General features: G+C 73.1%; 16 protein-coding genes. 7 read left to right on the top strand and 9 right to left on the bottom strand.

Features of this window, described 5'->3' with window-relative positions; translation table 11 throughout:
- Nucleotides 1-25 precede the first annotated feature (25 nt).
- Nucleotides 26-3,265 (bottom strand): TonB-dependent receptor, encoded by a 3,240-nt coding sequence (locus RM540_RS04440; protein WP_311662328.1) that lies wholly within the window; start codon nt 3,263-3,265, stop codon nt 26-28.
- Nucleotides 3,266-3,436: 171 nt separating this feature from the next.
- On the opposite strand from RM540_RS04440, the gene RM540_RS04435 reads away from it, so the two are divergent.
- Nucleotides 3,437-4,768: an alkaline phosphatase family protein gene (locus RM540_RS04435; RefSeq protein ID WP_311662327.1), complete on the top strand. Its 1,332-nt coding sequence runs from the start codon at nt 3,437-3,439 to the stop codon at nt 4,766-4,768.
- Between the two features lie 139 nt (nt 4,769-4,907).
- Here RM540_RS04435 and RM540_RS04430 read toward each other — a convergent pair whose 3' ends face one another.
- The 4 genes from RM540_RS04430 to thyA all read right to left on the bottom strand — a co-directional run bounded on the left by RM540_RS04430 (nt 4,908) and on the right by thyA (nt 8,989).
- Nucleotides 4,908-6,080: a dipeptidase gene (locus RM540_RS04430; RefSeq protein ID WP_311662326.1), complete on the bottom strand. Its 1,173-nt coding sequence runs from the start codon at nt 6,078-6,080 to the stop codon at nt 4,908-4,910.
- 209 nt (nt 6,081-6,289) lie between these two features.
- Entirely contained in the window at nt 6,290-7,195 is a 906-nt protein-coding gene (locus tag RM540_RS04425) for an SDR family oxidoreductase (RefSeq protein WP_311662325.1), read from the bottom strand.
- Between the two features lie 165 nt (nt 7,196-7,360).
- On the bottom strand, nt 7,361-7,915 hold the full coding sequence (locus RM540_RS04420) for a dihydrofolate reductase (RefSeq protein ID WP_311662324.1): 555 nt from the start codon (nt 7,913-7,915) through the stop codon (nt 7,361-7,363).
- Between the two features lie 120 nt (nt 7,916-8,035).
- Complete coding sequence (thyA, locus tag RM540_RS04415) at nt 8,036-8,989, bottom strand: thymidylate synthase (RefSeq protein ID WP_311662323.1); 954 nt, start codon at nt 8,987-8,989, stop codon at nt 8,036-8,038.
- Nucleotides 8,990-9,184: 195 nt separating this feature from the next.
- On the opposite strand from thyA, the gene RM540_RS04410 reads away from it, so the two are divergent.
- On the top strand, nt 9,185-9,448 hold the full coding sequence (locus RM540_RS04410; protein WP_311662322.1) for a hypothetical protein: 264 nt from the start codon (nt 9,185-9,187) through the stop codon (nt 9,446-9,448).
- 61 nt (nt 9,449-9,509) lie between these two features.
- On the top strand, nt 9,510-10,751 hold the full coding sequence (lysA, locus tag RM540_RS04405; protein ID WP_311662321.1) for a diaminopimelate decarboxylase: 1,242 nt from the start codon (nt 9,510-9,512) through the stop codon (nt 10,749-10,751).
- Between the two features lie 35 nt (nt 10,752-10,786).
- Here lysA and RM540_RS04400 read toward each other — a convergent pair whose 3' ends face one another.
- Genes RM540_RS04400 through RM540_RS04390 form a run of 3 tightly spaced genes read right to left on the bottom strand, consistent with a single transcriptional unit; the run spans nt 10,787 to nt 12,347 of the window.
- Nucleotides 10,787-11,161 (bottom strand): hypothetical protein, encoded by a 375-nt coding sequence (locus tag RM540_RS04400; RefSeq protein ID WP_311662320.1) that lies wholly within the window; start codon nt 11,159-11,161, stop codon nt 10,787-10,789.
- A 23-nt stretch (nt 11,162-11,184) separates the two neighbouring features.
- Nucleotides 11,185-11,568 carry a Co2+/Mg2+ efflux protein ApaG gene (apaG, locus tag RM540_RS04395; protein WP_311662319.1) on the bottom strand — a complete coding sequence of 128 codons (384 nt, stop codon included), beginning with the start codon at nt 11,566-11,568 and terminating at the stop codon, nt 11,185-11,187.
- Complete coding sequence (locus RM540_RS04390) at nt 11,568-12,347, bottom strand: BtpA/SgcQ family protein (protein ID WP_311662318.1); 780 nt, start codon at nt 12,345-12,347, stop codon at nt 11,568-11,570. Before RM540_RS04390 ends, apaG begins: the two co-directional genes overlap by 1 nt.
- A gap of 227 nt (nt 12,348-12,574) precedes the next feature.
- Here RM540_RS04390 and RM540_RS04385 point away from each other — a divergent pair, with 227 nt between their 5' ends.
- The 4 genes from RM540_RS04385 (at nt 12,575) to dut (ending at nt 18,463) form a co-directional block, all read left to right on the top strand.
- Nucleotides 12,575-14,473, top strand: a complete 1,899-nt coding sequence (locus RM540_RS04385; protein WP_311662317.1) for a 2-oxoacid:acceptor oxidoreductase subunit alpha — start codon at nt 12,575-12,577, stop codon at nt 14,471-14,473.
- A gap of 528 nt (nt 14,474-15,001) precedes the next feature.
- Nucleotides 15,002-16,039 (top strand): 2-oxoacid:ferredoxin oxidoreductase subunit beta, encoded by a 1,038-nt coding sequence (locus tag RM540_RS04380; RefSeq protein ID WP_349256296.1) that lies wholly within the window; start codon nt 15,002-15,004, stop codon nt 16,037-16,039.
- Nucleotides 16,040-16,320: 281 nt separating this feature from the next.
- On the top strand, nt 16,321-17,946 hold the full coding sequence (locus RM540_RS04375) for a peptide MFS transporter (RefSeq protein WP_311662315.1): 1,626 nt from the start codon (nt 16,321-16,323) through the stop codon (nt 17,944-17,946).
- A gap of 64 nt (nt 17,947-18,010) precedes the next feature.
- Nucleotides 18,011-18,463 (top strand): dUTP diphosphatase, encoded by a 453-nt coding sequence (gene dut / locus RM540_RS04370; protein WP_349256295.1) that lies wholly within the window; start codon nt 18,011-18,013, stop codon nt 18,461-18,463.
- 107 nt (nt 18,464-18,570) lie between these two features.
- On the opposite strand, the gene RM540_RS04365 is transcribed toward dut, so the two are convergent.
- Nucleotides 18,571-19,326, bottom strand: coding sequence for a class I SAM-dependent methyltransferase (locus RM540_RS04365; protein WP_311662313.1), 756 nt, complete (start codon nt 19,324-19,326; stop codon nt 18,571-18,573).
- Nucleotides 19,327-19,434 lie beyond the last annotated feature (108 nt).

The following is a 19,434-nucleotide window of genomic DNA, read 5'->3' as shown; positions in this document are numbered from 1 at the left end:
AGGCGTACGCCTCGGGCGGGGCGGTCTAGAACGTGTACCGGACGCCGAGCTGGAGCTGCCAGCGGCTCGCGATGTTCGACCGCGAGAACAGGTCGTCCCGGTCGATCTCGCCGTCCGCGTTCTCATCTTCGAGCTCGTTGAACGCGACGACCGGCTTGCCCAGATCGGCTTCTGTAATCGTCACGCCGTTCACCTCCGTCCCGATGTCGTCTTGGTCGACGTAGCCGAAGAAGTCGAGGAATCGGTAGTTGTTGAACGCCGGGAACAGCACGTGACCCCACTCGCTGTTGAACAGGTTGAGCACGTTGAGCAGGTTGGCCGTCAACTCCACCTTCTGGCCACGCACGGTCTCGATCTCCTGCGTGAGCTGGAGGTCGAGGATGTTCCGCCACGAGGAGCGCGCCGAGTTCCGCTCGGCCACCGTCCCGCGGTTGTCGGCCAGCGACGGCTCGCCTTCGATAAACGCGTCCAAGGCATCGTAGTTATTCGTCACCAGGACGATGTCGCTCGGCGACGCCGGGATGTAGGCGAGGTCGTTGTCGTCGCGGGTGTCGGCGTTCGCGTTCCCGTCGTAGATCCACGAGAACGGCTCGCCCGAGCGCCCGTCGTAGACGAGCCCGATCGTCGTCGCGAAGCGGTCGGCGTAGGCCGCCCGGTAGGCGAGGTTGCCGAGCACGCGGTGGCGGACCTCGAAGTCCGCCGTCCCAACCTCCTGGGCGTTCGGGTTGAAGCTCTCGTTGTACTGGAAGTTCGAGATCGCCCGGCTGGACGACCCGTTGTTCACGTTCGTCGCGCGGCCGTAGGTGTACGAGAGGCCGGCGTCGAGGCCTTCAGACCGCTTCCGCAGCGCGGCCGTGAGGAAGTACTCGTACCCCTCCGACGTGTTTTCGAGCAGGATCGCGTTCGTGAACCGATCGTCCACGAGGCTTGTCCGGCCGCGGATGGGGCGGCCAGGCGTGAAGCCGTCGAACTCAGCGGTGCCGAAGACCGGGCGGCCGTCGAAAGCCGTCCCCGTCTGTTCCAGGTTGAGGTTCCTGAACGCGACATCGTTGATGTTCTTGGTGTAGAGCCCTTCGAGCGTCGCGACCACATCGCCTGGGAGCCGCTGGTCGAACGCGAGGTTCGAGCGCCACACCTGGGGGAACTTGAAGCCGTCGGCGAGCAGGTTGATCTCCGACGTGTCGCCAATCGGCAGGTTCTGCGCCGCGCCCTGCTGCGCCGAGGGGTCCGCCGAGGGCACGAAAAAGCCGGCGTCCCGGGTGTCGACGCGCGCAAAGTCGACGCCCGTGTTCGAGTAGACGTTCGAGACCCACACGAAGGGCGCGCGGCCGGAGAAGATGCCGGTCCCGCCGCGGACTTGCGTCGACCGCGTCTCGTCGACGGCGTAGTTGAACCCGACGCGCGGCGAGAACAGGACCTGCCCGTTCGGGACGTCCGTCGTGCTCAGCCCAAAGGCGTCGACCGAGGCGGGGTTGTCGAGCGGCGTGTCGAGGAAGACAGGGAGATCGACGCGGAGCCCGCCTGTGAGCGCGAGCGTCGGCGAGACCTGGTACTCGTCCTGGGCGTAGAGCCCGAACTGGAGCGCCGAGAACGCGGCCCGCGGCTGCTCGTCGTCGAGGAGCGAGTAGCTGAGGTTGAACCGGGCCGGGTCGCCCGCGGCGAAGTCGTTGATCGAGTCGAACTCGTACGCCCCGTAGTAATCCTGAATAAACAGGTTCGAGAAGCGGTAGTACTGGTTGCTCGTCCCCAGCGTGACCGTGTGGGCGCCGCGCGTAAGCGTGAGGTTGTCGGTGAACTCCAGGATGTCCTGGTCGAGCGCGTTGGCCTGACTAAAACGGTCGATCCCGAGGTTGACGGTCCCGCGGTCGGGCTGGTCCGGGTCGCCCGACGGCGACGTCACGTCGATCTCGACCTGGGGGAACGGGTTGGACTGGACGTCGCGGCTGTCGCGGATGCGGGTGTAGACGAGGCGGGCCTCGTTGTACGCGTCGGCCCCGAAGTTCGAGCGGAGCTCGGCGACGCTGGAGAGCGTCTTCGAGGCGAAGTTGTACTGGCGGTTCGAGAGGTCGAAGCTCCGCCGGCCCCGGCCGACGCCGGCCTCGTCGGTCGCGTCGACGTAGTTGACGCGGAAGCTGGCCCGGTTGGCGTCGCTCACGTTCCAGTCGAGCTTGCCGAGCAGCTTGAGGTTGTCGGTGTCGGCCGAGAAGGCGTCGAAGGTGCCCGGGTCGTAGCCGTACTGGTTCTGGGCGATGTCGATGATCCGCTGGAGCGAGTCGGCCGCGATCGGGAAGATGTTCGACGAGGACGACCCGAGGACGCCTGCATCGAGCGGGGTCGTGATCGTCTGGACCTCGGCGTTGGCGAAGAAGAACAGCTTGTCCTGGATGATCGGGCCGCCGAGCGTCCCGACGAAGAACTGGTTGCTGAAGTCGCCGAACTCGTCGGTCTCCCCGATGGCGTCGGTGCTCGGAAGGCTGCCGACGAGCGCCTCGTTGCGGCCGAGGTAGCGGACCGAACCGGAGAAGTTGTTCGTCCCGCTCTTCGTGACCGCGTTGATCTGGGCGCCCGTGAACCCGTTGTACCGGACGTCGAACGGCGCGATGTCAACGTTGAACGTCTCGACAGCGTCGAGCGAGATCGGCTGCGCGTTGGCCTGACCGCCCGGGGCGCCTGTGCCCGAGAGCCCGAACACGTCGTTCAGCGTGGCCCCGTCGACCTGGATGTTGTTGTAACGGTTGTTCCGCCCCGCCACCGAGACCTGGTCGTCGGTGCCCGTCGCCGCCTGCGGCGTGAGGCGGGCAAAGTCGGCGAGCGAGCGGTTGATGGTCGGGAGCCGTTCGATCTGCTCCTCGTCGACCGTCGTCCGGGCGCCGGTCCGGCTCCCGCTGAGAATCGGGTCGTCGATGGCGATGACCGAGACCTCCCCCAACTGGGCCGTGTCCTCGGCGAGCTCGAAGTCGACCGTCTCAGTCTGGCCCAGCGTGAGCTGGAGGCCCGTGACCGAGGTCGCCCCGTAGCCGACGAACCGGGCCGTGACCGTGTACGGCCCGCCGACGCGGAGGCCGCGGATGCTGTACCGGCCGTCGGCCTGCGTCGCCGCGCCGTACGGGGTGCCCGAGGGCTCGTGGACGGCGACGACGTTGGCGCCTGGGATCGGGACGCCAGCGACGTCGGTGACGGTGCCCGTCAGGGTCGACGTCGTGGTGCCCTGGGCCATCGCGGCGGCCGGGGCCAGCACGAGGAGAGCGAGTAGCAGGTTGCGCATGGAAGGAGGTGGGTGAGGAGGCCGCCGCGAAGCTAGGAGCGGGGTCCGTGGAGTTGGGTAAAACCCCGATGCAGACACACTCGCTTAATGCGAAGGATGCGCCCCGCCGCGTCCTGCGCGGGCGTCCGCATATTTTTGCCCTTCCTGCCCCGCCCGCCCTTCCCGCTCCCCATGCGCCACCCCGCCCCGGCCTTACCGACCCGACTTGGGTTCGCCGTCCTCCTCGCCGCCGCCCTCGCCGCGTGCGCGCCGACCCGCCCCGCCCCCGACGCCGCCCCGCCCGAGCGGGGCGGGGTGGAAGCCGTTCCGTCCGCCGAGCACGCCCTCGTGCTCGTCTCCATCGACGGGTTCCGCTGGGACTACCTCGACCGCGGCGACGTCGCCGCGCCCACGCTCCGGCGGTTGGTAGCCGAGGGCGTCCGCGCCGAGCGCCTCGTCCCGGTCTACCCCTCGAAGACGTTCCCCAACCACTACTCGCTCGTGACGGGCCTGCACCCCGAGGACCACGGGATCGTGAACAACACGATGCACGACGCGGCCGTGCCCGATTCGGCGGGCGGGGCGGGGCGGTTCTCGCTCTCGGACCGGGCGGCCATCGCCGACGTCCGGTGGTGGGGCGGCGAACCCATCTGGGTGACGGCCGAGCGCCAGGGCGTGCGCGCCGGGACCGTGTTCTGGCCCGGGTCGGAGGCCGCGATCGGGGGCGTCCGCCCGAGCGACTGGCTGGTCTACGACGGCGACCTGCCGTACGCGGCGCGCGTGGACTCGGCGCTCGTGTGGACGGGCCGCCCCGCTCCGCGCCGCGACCGCTTTGTGACACTCTACTTCGAGGGCGTCGACACGGCGGGCCACCGCTTCGGGCCGGACGCGCCCGAGACGGCGGCGGCCATCGAGGAGGTCGACGCCGCGCTCGCGCGCCTCGTCGCCGGCCTGGAGGCGCGCGGCGCGCTCGACCAGACCGACCTCGTGATCGTCAGCGACCACGGCATGACGGCGCTGGCGCCCGACCGCGTCGTGGTCCTGGACGACGTCGCGGACCTGGAGACCGAGGTCGAGGAGGCCGTCTGGGGCCAGACCGCCGGCGTCTGGCCCGCGGCCGGCGTCGACGTGGACGAGCTCGTGGCCCGGATCGACGCCGTCCCCCACGTCCGCGCGACCCGCCGCGAGGCGACGCCGGAGCGGTTCCGTTACCGCGCGAGCCGCCGTATCCCGCCCGTCGTCATCGTCCCCGACGAGGGGTGGACGGTTTCGTCGCGGGAGTACGTCGAGCGGTACCCGGACCGCCCGTCCGGCGGCGGCCACGGCTACGACAACGAGCTGGCCGACATGGGCGCCCTGTTCGTCGCGCGCGGCCCGAGCTTCGCCCGCGGCGTGACGGTGGCGCCGTTCTCGGCCGTCGACGTGTACGACGTGCTGGCCGAGGCGCTCGGGATCCGCCCCGCCCCCAACAGCGGCGACCCGGCCGTGGCCGACCGCGTGCTGCGGGCGCCGGCCGAGCGGTAGGACCCGATCGCTGAGCTGTTGCGACGTCGTCCACCCCGCTCTCAGTGTCACTACGAGGTCCCCTCTCCTTCTGGGAGAGGGACAGAGTGAGGGCGGGGTGGCGCACAACCCTTCAGAACCGGTACAAAGGCGGGGCGTCCTACTGCTCGGCCACCCGCTCCGCCGCCTCCAGCACGCGGAGCGCGTTCTCGCCCAGGATCTTGCGGACGTCGGCCTCGGAGAAGCCGCGCCGGAGGAGGCCGTACGTGACCCAGGGCAGCCGCGTCACGTCCTCCAACCCCTCGGGCAGCGTCGGGACGCCGTCGAAGTCGCTCCCCAGCCCGACGTGGTCGACGCCGGCCACGCGGGCGATGTGCTCGATGTGGTCGAGGACGTGGCCGGTCGTGACGCGGCCGCTCCCCACGTACTCCGGGTAGAAGTTGACGAGGACCACGCCGCCGTTGTCCGCGACGGCCCGGAGCATGTCGTCGGTCACGTTGCGGACGTGGTCGTGGAGCGCCCGCGCGGACGAGTGGCTGAGAATGACCGGCGCCTCCGTGGTCTCCAGGGCGTCGTAGAACGCCTCGTCGCTCACGTGCGAGAGGTCGACGAGCACGCCCAGCCGGTTCATCTCGCGGACGAGCGCCCGCCCGGTCTCGTTCAGCCCGCCCCACCGCGCCGAGTCGGTCGAGGCGTCGGCCCAGGCGTTCGTGTTCGTGTGCGTGAGCGTGACGTAGCGGACGCCCCGCCCGACTAGCGCCTGCAGCACCTCGGGGCTCGCCTGGAGCGCGTGGCCGCCTTCGAGCCCGAGCAGAACGGCCGTCCGCCCCGCCCGCGCGAGGCGGCGGACGTCGGCGGCCGTGCGCGCGACCTCGGCGCCGTCGAGAGCCGCCACCTGGCGCTCGATCTCGTCGGCCTGGAGGAGCGCTCGCGCCGTCGCCTCCGGCCCCTCGCCGAAGGTGCGGCTGACGTAGAGCGCGAAGAACGCGGCGTCCAGCCCGCCCTCGACCATCCGCGGCAGGTCGACGTGCGCGCGCCCAGCCTCGGGCGCGTGGCGCTCGCCGAACGCGTACCCCTCGTCGACCATGAGCGACGGCGTGTCGACGTGGCCGTCGACCACGACGGCGTCGTAGTGGATGCGGAGGGCGTCGGCCCACAGCGGGTCCTCGGCGACGAGCCGGCGGACGGCCGCGTCGGGGAGCCGAATGGCCGCGCTCGGGCGCGCGGGCGGGGCGGAGGGGGCGGGGCGGGGCGCGTCGGCGCACGCAGCACCGGCGAGGGCGGCGGTCAGGAGCACGGCGGCGCGGAGCCAGGGGGGCGACGCGGTCGGCATCGGCGACGGGGAGCGGGCGGGCAGTGTACGCCGACCGCCCCGCCCTCAGCCGTGGGCGGGGAGCATCGGGCGGGGCGGCCCACCCCGCCCGTTCAGCGTCCGCCCCGAAGCGCGCCTAGATCATCCTTCGGGTGGATACGGGGTACGAGGTATGGCTCACTCTGAGCTGGGCGCCCGTACCTCGTACCGAGTACCCGTACCCCCTTGCTCTAGGTCGTCGGGTTGCCGCCGGTCACGCCGAACACCTCGCCCGTGATGTAGCCGGCCTCCTGGGTGGCGAGGAACACGTAGGTCGGCGCGATCTCGGCCGGCTGTCCCGGGCGCCCGAGCGGGACCTCGGACCCGAACTGCTCGACCTTGTCCTGCGGCTGGCCGCCCGACGGCTGGAGCGGCGTCCAGAACGGGCCGGGCGCGACCGCGTTGACGCGGATGCCCTTTTCGGCGAGCTGCTTGGCGAGCGACTTCGTGAACCCGATGATGGCCCACTTGGTCGAGGCGTAGTCGAGCAGGTTGTCGGACGGCTTGAACCCCTGGATCGAGGTCGTGTTGATGATCGACGCGCCGGCCGGGAGCAGCGGGATGGCCTCCTTCGACAGCCAGAACATGGCGTAGACGTTCGTCTTGAACGTCCGGTCGAACTGCTCGGTCGTGATGTCCGCGATCGACGGCTGCGACGTCTGCTTGCCCGCGTTGTTGACGAGCACGTCGAGCCCACCCAGCGCCTCGTGGGCGTCGTGGATCAGCTTTTTGCAGAACGCCTCGTCCGTGAGGTCGCCGGGGAGCGTGACGATCGTGCCGCCCTCGCCCTCGATCAGGTCCACGAGCGAGCGGACGTCGGGCGCCTGCTCCTCCGACAGGTAGTTGATGGCGACGGCCGCGCCCTCGCGGGCGTAGGCGATCGCCGCCGCCCGGCCGATGCCGGAGTCGCCGCCGGTGATGAGCGCCTTGCGGCCCTCCATGCGCCCGAACCCGCGGTAGCTCTCCTCGCCGTGGTCGGGGCGGGGGTCCATGTCCGCGATCGACCCCGGCGCCTCCTGCGGCTGGCGGGGGAAGGGCGGGCGGGGGTACTGCGTGAGCGGGTCCTGGATCGCGTACTGGTTCGGCGTGTCGGCCATGGGGGTGAGGGGGCGGGGTGGAAGGGGACGCGTCCGACGGCGCGGCGGCGCGGCGGGTTCGGCCCCCACGCGCGCTTCAGGGAACGCACGGCCCGCCCCGCCCCCGCTTCCGCACAGAGTCCGGGCCTGAGCCGCCCCGCCCTCGGGGCTGCACGGGCGGGGTGGTCAGGCGCGGACGTAGGTCTCGAACCGGAACGCGGGGCGGTCGCCCTCGGCCGCGTGCCGCTCCGAGGCGTCGAGCCGGAACGGGCCGCCCTCGGCCTCCAGGAGGTGCCGGTAGGGCGGGAAAAACGTGTCGCCCTCGAAGGCGCCCTCGACGAGCGTGAGCTCGAGGCGGTCGGCGAGGACCGGGCCGCCGCCCTCGCCCAGAACCTCGCCGTAGACCGACGCCCCGCCCCCGACGAACACGCGCTCGCGGTCGGCGAAGGCGTCGAGCGCCAGGTCGAGCCCGCCGTAGACGTGGATGCCCGGGTGGTCGACCTGGGTCGGGTGCCGCGTGAGGACCACGTTCTCGCGGTCGGGGAGCGGGCGGCCAAACTGGTGCAGCAGGCTCTCGAACGTCCGCCGCCCCATCACGAGCGGCGAGCCGACGGTGAGCGCCTTGAACCGGCGGAGGTCGGCCGGCAGGTGCCACGGCAGGTCCATCCCGTCGCCGATGAGCCGGTCGGACGGGGAGCCGGGCGCCTCGGCGACGGCGGCGATGACGACGAGTTCGGACATGGGCGGGGTACGGGGTACGGGGTACGGGGTACGGGCAAGATGACCGCCCCGCCCCGCTCGCGCCACAGGCCGCTCCGCCCTCGGCCCGTCCCTGTCCGTATTTCCTGCGCGCAGCGCGCCCTACACCGCGACCGGGAAGCGGATGGCGGGGGCGGGGCGGTAGCCCTCGACCGAGAAGTCCTCGAAGGCGAGGTCGTCCAGGCCCTTGGGGGAGCCGTCGGCGTGGCGGGCGATGGAAAGGCGCGGGGCGGGGCGGGGCGTGCGCGACAGCTGCTCCTCCAGGCCCTCGACGTGGTCGACGTAGACGTGGGCGTCGACGAGCGTGTGGGCGAAGCGGCCCGGCGCCATGCCGACGATCTGGGCCAGCGCCTGCGTGAGCAGCGCGTAGCAGGCGAGGTTGAACGGGACGCCCAGCGCGAGGTCCGCGCTCCGCTGCGTGAGGTGGCAGTGGAGCCGGTCCGCCCCGCCCTCGACCGGCTCGACGTTGAAGCAGAACGTGTAGTGGCACGGCGGGAGCCGGCTGACGGCCGCGTTCGCCGGGTGCCACGCGCTCACCACGAGCCGCCGGCTCATGGGGTCCGTGCGCAGCGTGTCGACGACGTAGCCCAGCTGGTCGAACGCGAGCGCCCCGCCCGACTCGCGGCGGACGTTCGGGTGCTCGGCGTCGGCCCAGACCTCCCCGCCCACGGTAGCGCCCGCGTCGGGGACTGGGAAGCGGCGCCAGAACCGGCCGTAGGCCGTCTGGAGGTCGCCGGCGTCGTCGGCCCAGGCGTCCCAGATCTTCGTGTGCCGCTGCAGCTCGCGGACGTGCTCGGCGCCGGAGAGGTACCACAGGACCTCGCGGAGCATGGAGTCGAAAAAGACCTTCTTCGTCGTGAGCAGCGGGTAGCCCTCGGCCAGGTCCACGCTGTAGTGCTCGGCGAAGAGCGAGAGCGTGTCGGTCCCCGTCCGGTTCGCCTTACGCACGCCCCGCTCCAGCACGCGGCGGACCACGCCGAGGTACGCCTCCTCGGCGGCCGTCGTGGTCGCGTCGGTCGACGGGGGCGGGGCGGCGGCGGGCGGGGCGGCGGGCATCGGGTACGGGGTACGGGGTACGGGGTACGGGAAGATGGCCACCCCGCCCCGACGGCGCCACCGGGAGTGCGGCGAGTTGTTCAGGAGTTGTCCACCCCGCCCCGACGGCCGGGACCTTTCCGCCCCGCCCGGCCATTCCCCCTTCGCCGTTGGCGCCTCCGGCCTTCGGCTCATCGCTCGTCATTCCGCATACTCATGGATCCTGGCCTCCACGTCAAGCAGGCGATCAACCACCTCAACAAGGTCCTCGCCTACTACCCCTACGTCACCGAAGGCGGCGAGGCCGTCGTCGCGCTGACGCCCGAGGACTGGGGCGTCGTCGCCGACGCCCTGTTCCACATGGGGACCCCGCCCGAGGTGTTCCCCGACGCGATCGCGTCGTACGGGCAGAGCGACGACGGCCGCGAGATCCTGCTGACGGCCAACGACGGAACGCTCATCCACGTCCAGGCGGGGTAGCCGGCGGCGTACACTGGGGCGGGGCGGCTCTTCTCCCGCCCCGCCCGCCGGGTCTGCCCGCATGGACGCCACCCCGCCCCCCAAGCCCGCGGCCCACGCCGACGCCCTCCGCGAGGCCGCCGAGCGGTTCGGGACGCCGACCTACGTCTACGCCGAGGCGACCGTCCACGAGCGGTGCCGGGCGCTCCGCGACGCGCTCGACGGGCTCCCCACGCGGCTCCTGTACGCGCTCAAGGCCAACCCGACGCCCGCGCTCCTGCGCGTGATCGCCGACGAGGGGTTCGGGTTCGACGCCGTGTCGCTGGGCGAGGTGGCCCTGCTCCGGGCGCTCGGCGTGGACGCCTCCCGCATCCTGTTCACGACCACGAGCACGACCGACGCCGAGCTCGACGCGGCCGCCGAGGCCGGCGTGCTCCCCAACCTCGACGACGCCGAGCGCGTGGCCGCGTTCGGCGACCGCCACCCGGGCGCCGAGGTGTGCGTCCGGTTCAACCCCGGCGTCGGGGCCGGCCACCACCGGCACGTGGTCACGGGCGGGGCGGCGTCCAAGTTCGGCGTGGCGCTGGGCCAGGCCGAGGCGGTCGCCGAGGCCGCCGCGCGGCGCGGGCTCCGCGTGGTCGGCGTGCACCAGCACGTGGGGAGCGGCGTGCGCTCGGCGGCCGAGCTGTGGCCGGCCGTCGACGCGCTGCTCGGCGTGGTGGGGCACTTTCCCGACCTCCGGTTCGTCGACGGCGGCGGCGGCATGGGCGTGGCGTACCGGCCGGGCGAGGCCGGCTTCGAGCCGGCTGCCCTCCGCGACCACGTCGCCCGCCCCGCCCTCGACCGCCTGGCGCGGGCGGGGCGGGGCGACGTCGACGTGTGGTTCGAGCCCGGCCGCTACCTCGTCGCCGAGGCCGGCGTGCTCCTCACGCGCGTGCACACGCTGAAGGACACGGGCGAGCGCGTGTTTGCCGGCACCGACTCGGGCTTCAACCACCTTCTGCGGCCGGCGCTCTACGACGCCTACCACGCGCTCGTCAACCTCTCGAACCCGGGAGGACCGCCCCGCCCCTACGACGTGGCCGGCAACGTGTGCGAGTCGGGCGACCTGTTCGCGCGCGGGCGCGAGGTCCCCGAGATCCGCCGCGGCGACCTGCTCGCGGTCCTCGACGCCGGCGCCTACGGGGCGTCGATGGGGTCGACGTACAACCTCCGCCCGCCGCCGGCCACGGTCGTCCTCCGCCCCGACGGAACGCTCGACCTCGTGCGGCCGCGGCGGACGCCCGAGGACGTGGCCCGCGACGTCCTGGGCGGGGCGGGGTGACGGGCCGCCCCGCCCCGGCGCCGCCGGGGCGGCCGCTACGGGAGCCGCGCGCGCAGGGCCTCGATCCGCTCGTGCACATCGAACGGGACCGCCCCGCCCGAGGAGAGCACCGCCTCGTACAGCCACAGCGCCCGCCGCCACCCCGCCGCGGAGTCCGTTTCCCGGAGCACGTCCGCCACCGCGAGGGCGCTCTCGTCGGAGCGCGCGCCGTCGGGGAGACACCGCGCGAGCACGTCCTCGCGGGGGAGCCGGCACAGGGCCTCCAGCTCCAGCCCCAGGGCGCCCGCCAGGCCGGCGGCGAGCGCCTCCTGGGCCTGCTCCGGCTGCTCCGCCCGCTTGTGGAACAGCGCCAGCGCGAGCGCCTGCGCGAGCTGCTGGACCTGGCGGAGAATGACGTCTTGCTGGACCACGGGCCGTTCGGGCGGGGCGGCGCCTAGTTGGCGAGCGCCCTTAGGTGGAACCGCGGGATCTGCGCGTGGAACCGGGCGCCGTTCTCGCGCTGCATGAGGTACGACCCGTGCATGGTGCCCTCAAACGTCGGGAGCACGCAGAACGACTGGTACTCGTGGTCGCCGCCGGGCGCGATCGTCGGCTGCTGGCCGACCACGCCCGCCCCCTCGACCTCCTGGACGTGCCCGCGCCCGTCGGTGATCACCCACCGCCGGCGGAGGAGCTGGACCTCGTCGGCCCCGCCGTTCTCGATGCGGACCACGTAGGCGAAGACGAACCGCCCCGCCAGCACGTCGGATTGGTCGTCGAGGTAGGCCGGGCGGACGGAGACGGTGACGGCCTCGGTCGTGGCGTCGTAGGAGAACATTACTGGCGGACCTCCTGGCCTCGGGCGTATTCGGCGGCGCCGACGAGCGCGCGCACGCGGGGCTCGCACACCGGCCCCTGCCAGCGTCCCCGCTCCTTGAGCCCGCTCCCGACGAGGAACCCGTCGGCCAGGTCGACGACGGCGGGGAAGGCGTCGGCGTCCACCCCGCCCCCGAAGAACAGGGGGAGCGCCGCGTGCTCGCGGGCCTCCTCGACGACGCCCGGGCGGGGCGGCACGCCGACGCGGGGGCCGAGCACGAGGAGCGCGTCGGGCCGCCCGGCCTCGACGGCGGCGACGAGCGCGGGCACGTCGTCGAGCCCGTCCGGGCGGACGTCGGCGAGGGCGGGGAGGTCCGTCTGGAGGAGCGCGCGGTAGCGGTGGAAACGGGCGGGCTCGCCTGGGTCCTCGGCCCACCCGTCGACGCGGACGAAGTGGCAGCCGGCCCCGTGCGCGACGGCCAGCGCGGCCCGCGACGAGTGGAGCACGCGGACGCCGACCGGCAGCCGCCCGGCGTGGCGGCGCACGCCGGCGGCCACGCGCGTCAGGAACGCGACAACTTCGGGGCCGACCTCGTCGCCCGCCAGCGCCGGCGCGTCGTGGGCGTTCTCGACCAGGAGCCCGTCGACGCCCAGGTCCACGAGCAGCCGGGCCTCGGCGACCGCCCGGTCGACGGCCGCCCCGACGCCGCGGCTCCCCGGCACGCCCGGCGACGGCCCCACGTGGAGGACCGCCACAACCGGCTTGGGCCGGGGGAACAGGTCGCAGAAAGGGTGGGGCATGGGGCCGGGACCCGCGGGGGACCCCTGACGGGGACCGTGGTACCCGACGGCGCCCCCACCCTGTTCCCCCCGAGCGGGGCGGGCGCAGCGAATCGCCCCGCCCCGCCCGAAGACGTTGCCGCCAAGGCGCCGTTAAAAGGGCGCGAAACGGGCGCCACGGGCGCCCTCCCCCCTCCCACCCCGCCCGCGCCGTGAATCTCCGGGCGGCGCGGCGCGGTACCGGACCCATGACCGACACCGACTCCGCCCCGCCCCCCGAGGGCACGCGCCCGACCGAGAGCCGCGACGACGTGGTCGTCCTGTTCGCCGGCGACTCGGGCGACGGGATGCAGCTCACGGGGTCCCAGTTCACGCTCGCGACGGCCCACGCGCGCAACGACCTCGCCACGCTCCCCGACTTCCCGGCCGAGATCCGCGCGCCGGCCGGGACGCTCTACGGCGTCTCCGGCTTCCAGCTCCACTTCGGGTCCACGCCCGTCCTCACGCCGGGCGACGCCGTCGACCTGCTGGTCGCCATGAACCCGGCGGCGCTCAAGGTGAACCTGCCGCGCGTGCGGCCGGGCGGGGCGGTGCTCGTGAACGCCAACGCGTTCGGCGACCGCGACCTGGGGCTGGCCGGCTACGACCAGAACCCGCTGGAGGACGGCACGCTCGACGGCTACGAGCGCCACGACGTCGAGCTCACGCGGCTCACGCACGAGGCGCTCGCGGACACCGGGCTGAGCAAGCAGGAGATCGACCGGGCCAAGAACATGTTCGCGCTCGGGCTCGCGCTCTGGCTCTACACGCGGCCCGTCGAGCCGGCGCGGGCGTGGATCCGGTCCAAGTTCTCGAAGGTCCCCGCGATCCGCGACGCCAACCTCCGCGCGCTCGACAAGGGCTACCACTACGGCGACGTCTCGGAAAGCTTCGTCGCGCGCTACGAGGTGGCGCCGGCCGACCTCCCGCCCGGGACCTACCGGGCCATCACAGGCAACGAGGCGCTCGCGCTCGGGCTCGTGGCGGCGTCCGTGAAGTCGGGCCGCGACCTGTTCTACGGGACGTACCCCATCACGCCGGCGTCGGACGTGCTCCACGCGCTCGCCAAGTACAAGAGCTTCGGCGTGCGGACGGTCCAGGCCGAGGACGAGATCGCGGCGGTCGGCAGCGCGGTCGGCGCCTCGTTCGGAGGGGCGCTGGGCGTGACGGCGACGTCGGGGCCGGGCATGGAGCTCAAGAGCGAGTTCATGGGGCTGGCCACGATGGTCGAGCTCCCGCTCGTGGTCGTCGACGTGCAGCGGGCGGGGCCGTCGACCGGGATGCCGACGAAGACGGAGCAGTCGGACCTCCTCATGGCCCTCTACGGCCGCAACGGCGACGCGCCGACGCCGGTCCTGGCGCCGAAGACGCCGGGCGAGTGCTTCTACGCCGCCTTCCACGCCGCCCGCATCGCCCTCCGCTACATGACGCCGGTCGTCCTGCTCTCGGACGGCTACCTGGGCAACGGGTCCGAGCCGTGGCTCGTCCCCGACGCCGCCGCGCTCCCCGACATCGACGTCGCCTTCGCCGAGCCCGACACGGCGGCCCGCGCCGAGGACGGCGCGTTCCTCCCCTACGTCCGCGACGAGGCCACGCTCGCGCGCGGCTGGGCGCCGCCGGGCACGCCGGGCCTGGAGCACCGGATCGGCGGGCTCGAAAAGGACGCGCGCACGGGCGGCGTCAGCTACGACCCCGAAAACCACCAGCGGATGACCGAGACGCGGGCGGAGAAGGTGGCCCGGATCGCCCGAGACTTCCCGCCCGTCGAGGTCGAGGGCGACCCGGCCGACGACGGCGCCGGCGACGTCCTCGTGGTCGGCTGGGGCTCGACGTACGGCGCCATCAAAAAGGCCGTCGCGAGCGCGAACGCCGACGGCCTCCGCGTGGGGCACGTCCACCTGCGGTGGCTCAATCCGCTCTCGCCTGGGCTGGAGGAGGCGTTCGGCCGCTACCAGCACGTCCTGGTGCCCGAGCTCAACAACGGCCAGCTCGTCCGCGTCCTCCGCGACCGTTTTCTGGTGGACGCCCAGAGCCTCGCCAAAGTGCAGGGGCTGCCGTTCCAGGCCCGCGAGATCGAGGCGGCGATCCGGGCGATGGGTGAGGTGTAACGAGTAACGGGCGACGGGTAATGAGCAAGAGGCTCTCCACCCCGCCCGCAGTGCTTGTCACCCCGCCCGCAGCGCTTGCAGGGACGGGCGGGGCGGTGGACCGACCGCGCGCCCGCCTCGCCCTGTACCGCCCCGCCCGAAGCTTTACGCAGTTGCCCATCACCCGTCACTCATCACCCTTTACCCATGACTGACGACCCCCGCCCCGGTGGCGAGCCGCCCCAGCCGCGCGGACAGAAAGGCGCCCGGCCCGACACGCCCGAGCCCGCCGGCAAAGAGTACCCCGTCGAGGCGCCGGCTTCGCCCTCGGCCGGCGACGGCCCGGACCTCCCGGCGATCCCCGAGACCGGCCCCGACGACGCCACCCCGCCCACGACCGAGGGCGGGGCGGGCCGCAAACCGGCGGACCGCAAACCGACGCTCCCGCCAGGGGCGGGGCGGGGCGGCGCCAAACCTGCGGGGCCGCCCGTGCGGAAGCCGGCGCGACCGCCCGGGGCGCCGCGGCCCGCCGCCCCGCCCGCGGCGCGCGTGGTCGATCCCGAGGGCGACGGCGCGGCGCTCGGGCTCCCGGTGCTGTCGCGGAAGGACTTCGTGAGCGGGGCGGACGTCCGGTGGTGCCCCGGCTGCGGCGACTACGCCGTGCTGGCCGCCGTGCAGCGGGCGCTGCCCGAGCTGGCCGAGCGCAAGGAGGACGTCGTGTTCCTGTCGGGCATCGGGTGCTCGTCGCGCTTCCCGTACTACATGGACACGTACGGCTTCCACTCCATCCACGGCCGCGCGCCGGCCGTCGCGCTCGGCCTCAAGTCGACGCGGCCCGAGCTCGACGTGTGGGTCGTCACCGGCGACGGCGACGCGCTCTCCATTGGGGCTGGCCACACGGCGCACATGCTCCGCCGCAACGTGGACCTGCAAGTCCTCCTGTTCAACAACCAGATCTACGGGCTCACCAAGGGCCAGTACTCGCCGACGTCCGAGGTGGGCAAGGTCACGAAGTCGAGCCCGTACGGGTCGCTCGACCACCCGTTCAACCCGGCCGCCCTCGCGCTCGGCGCCGACGGCACGTTCGTCGCGCGGACGCTCGACCGCGACCCGAAGCACATGCAGACGGTCCTCAAGGCGGCCCACGCCCACCGCGGCACGTCGTTCGTCGAGGTCTACCAGAACTGCAACATCTTCAACGACGGCGCCTTCTTCGACTTTACCGAGCGCGACTCGAAGCCGCTCAGGACGGTCTTCGTCGAGGACGGTCAGCCGATGACGTACGCGAACGGCGACAAGGGGATCGTGCTCGACGGCCTCCGCCTGCGGTCGGCGGACCTGGGCGGGGCGGTGACGGCCGACGACTGCGTCGTCTACGACTCGACCGACAAGGCGCTCGCGCTCCTCGTCACGAGCCAGATGTTCTGGGACCCCGACCTGCCGCGCCCGTTCGGCGTCCTCTACCGCGAGGACCGGCCGACGTACGACGCGCTCCTCAACGAGCAGGTGGCGGCGGTGACGGCCGAGAAGGGGCCGGGCGACCTCGCCGCGCTCCTGGCGTCGGGCGAGACGTGGACCATCGAGTAGGCTAGGCGGCGCGGGGCCAGCCGGCGCCACCCCGCTCGGGCGGGGTGGGGCAGAGTGCGGTCGCCCTGCCCGTGGTCCGGCCGAGCGCGGGCGGGGTGGAGGCGCCGCCCCGCCCCAACTTCACCGGCCGCTCCGGTGGAGCGGGGCGGCGGCGGGTGGCGAACGAGGCGGACCGGCTCGGGGCGTGACGCCGCGGCCGGGCGGGGCGGCTGGGGGAGCAGCCTACCCCGCCCCGCCTCTATCTTCACGCCCTAGGAACGCCACCCCGCCCCACCGACAACATGAGCAAAGGACCCGACGCCGAGGCCTCGACCGACCTCGCGGCCCACGAGATCGCCGCCGCCGGCGGCGCGGCGGCCGCCCCGGTCGCGATCGGCGCGAACGACACGCGCTTTTTCGGGCACCCGCTCGGCCTCTCGAACCTGTTCTTTACGGAGCTCTTCGAGCGGTTCTCGTACTACGGGATGCGGGCGCTCCTCGTCCTGTTCATGACGGCCCAGACGGTCGACGGCGGGCTGGGCTACGACGTGGCGACCTCGGCGCTCATCTACGGGTTCTACACGTCGCTCGTTTACCTCGTCAACCTCCCCGGCGGATGGATCGCCGACCGGCTCCTGGGCCAGCGGCGGAGCGTGCTCATCGGCGGGACGGTGATCGCCCTCGGCCACTTCACGATGGCCGTGCCGACGACGGCGTTCTTCTACGCCGGGCTTGGACTGATCGTGCTCGGGACCGGCCTGCTCAAGCCGAACATCTCGGTCATGGTCGGCCAGCTCTACCCGGCCGAGGACGCCCGCCGCGACGCCGGGTTCACGATCTTCTACATGGGGATCAACATGGGCGCGTTTGCCGCCCCGCTCGTCTGCGGCGCGCTCGCGGTCAACTACGGGTGGCACTACGGGTTCGCGGCGGCCGGCGTCGGGATGGCCGTCGGGATGATCGTCTACGTCCTGTTCGGGAAGCAGCTCGGCAACGTCGGCGCGCTGACGGCCGAGGCGGTGGCTGAGAAGAGCGCGGCGCGCGGGTCGTTCCTGAAAGGGCTCGGGGCCGTCGTCGTGCTCGTCGCCGTCCTGGGCGGCCTGATGGCGGCCGGCGTGATCGCGCAGACGGCCGAAGCCATCACGACGGTCTACACGGTCGTCCTGCTCGCCATCGTGCTCGGCCTGTTCGGGTGGCTGTTCTCGCGCGACTACTGGACGGAGGCCGAGCGGAAGCGGCTCTACCTCATCGGCCTCCTGTTCGTCGGCGCCGCCATCTTCTGGGCCGCCTTCGAGCAGGCCGGGACGAGCCTCAACCTGTTCGCGCAGGAATCGACCGACCGCGTCCTGCCCAGTTGGCTCGCGTGGATCCCCGGCCTCGAGCTCCTGCCGTCGGGGCTCAGAGCGATCCCGGCGGCCTGGTTCCAGTCGGCCAACGCCTTCTTCATCTTCACGATCGCGCCCGTCGTGGCCGCCATCTGGGTCTCGCTCGGGCGGCGCGGGAAGGACCCGGCGAGCCCGACCAAGTTCGGGATCGGCCTCGTGCTCCTCGGGCTCGGGTTCGTGGTCATGGTCGGGGCCGGGATCGCGGCCGGCAGCGGCGCCCAGGTCTCGCCGTGGTGGCTGGTCCTGACCTACCTGCTCCACACGCTCGGCGAGCTCACGCTCTCGCCGGTCGGCCTGAGCGCGATGACGAAGCTGGCCCCGGCCCGCGTGTCGTCGCTCATGATGGGCGTGTGGTTCCTGGGCGCGTCGGTCGGCAACTTTATCGCCGGCTTTATCGCGTCGTTCTACGAGACGATGGAGCTCCCGTCGTTCATGGGCCTCGTGGCCGCCATCGCGATCGCCGCCGGCGTCGTGTTCTTCTTCGTCGCCGGCCCGTTCAAGCGGATGATGGCCAAGGCCGAGTCCACGTCCGTCGCCGCCTAGCCACCCCGCCCGCGCCCCCTCCGCCCCGCCCGTGCGGTTTGGGCGGGGCGGGGTGGAGATTTTTATGACCGACGTTTCTGTGACCGTCCTCCCTCACGGCGAGGGCCTGGACCTCCCCGCCCACGCCGAGCCCGGCTCGGCGGGCCTCGACCTCCGCGCGGCCGTCCCCGACGGCGAGCCGATCACGCTGGCGCCGGGTGCGTTCGCGCTCGTCCCGACCGGGCTCCAGGTCGCGCTCCCGGAGGGGACCGAGGGCCAGGTCCGCCCGCGCTCCGGGCTCGCGTTCCGCCACGGCGTGACGGTCCTGAACAGCCCGGGAACGGTCGACAGCTCGTACCGCGGCGAAGTGGGCGTGCTTCTCGTCAACCATGGGCCGGAGCCGTTCCGGGTCGAGCGGGGCGAGCGGATTGCGCAGCTCGTCGTGGCCCGCTACGAACGCGTCCGCCTCGTGCGCGCCGACGCCCTCGACGCGACCGCGCGCGGGGCCGGCGGGTTCGGCTCGACGGGGACCGCCTAGGGCACCCTCGGGGTGGGTACGGGGTACGGGGTACGGGGTACGGTCCGATCCGACCTCGACGCGCACGTACTCCGTACCGAGTACCCTGTACCTACCGGAACGTTGCGCTAGCGCCGACCGACGCGCCGGGCGATAGCGTTCCGCGCCGCGTGCGGGAGCGCGGCGAGCACGCCCCGGAGCGGCCGCCGCCGCGGGTCGTTGGCTTCGGCCCACTTCCGCGGGTGGACCCGGTCGAGCGTCGGATCGTCGGGGTCGACGACGAACGGGGCGAGGGCGGGGTGGTCGCCGAGCGCGCTCTCGCGGACGAAGAGGAAGGCGTTCTGGGCGTAGTAGTACGCCACGCGGTCGTCGTCCCAGAACGCGGGGCGCAGCCGGTCGACCGTGAGGTAGCCCTCGCCGGCGAACCGGCGGGTCCAGTACCTCGGCCACTGCTCGTTGACGTGGTCGGTGCCGCCCTGGTGCGGGATGGCCGCCGAGAACAGGACGACGGGCGCGCGGGCCGTGAGCGACCGGACGAGCGTCTGGGCGGCGCGGGCGGGGAGGTGCTCGCCCACCTCCATCGACACGGCGAGGTCGAACGTCTGGGGCAGCCGGTCGGGGAGCGCGAGCGGCCGCGTGAGGTCGGCCGCGACGAAGCGGTCCGCCGGGACGAGGAGCTGCCCCGGGTCGACGTAGGGGCCGTCGACGCCGACGAGCGTGTCGGCGCCGGCCTCGCCGAACGCCCGGAGCCAGGTCCCGATGCCGCACCCAACGTCGAGGACGCTCCGCGGCCCCAACTCGCCCGCGAGGCGCGCGGCGAAGGCGGCGGCCGAGCGGGCGGACTCGCCGTGGTACGTGTCGTAGAACGGGCCGTCGTAAGGCATGGCGGGGCGGGGTGGGGCGCGCGAACCTAGCGCCGGCCGCGGCGTCGAGGCCTACCTTGCGGCTCCCCACCCCGCCCGCGTCCGCCCCGCCCGCGTCCGCCCCGCCCG

This window comes from Rubrivirga litoralis (assembly GCF_031846415.1).
GTDB lineage: Bacteria > Bacteroidota > Rhodothermia > Rhodothermales > Rubricoccaceae > Rubrivirga > Rubrivirga litoralis.
Note: the sequence above shows the minus strand (reverse complement) of the source record. Positions and strands in the feature narration are given on the sequence as shown.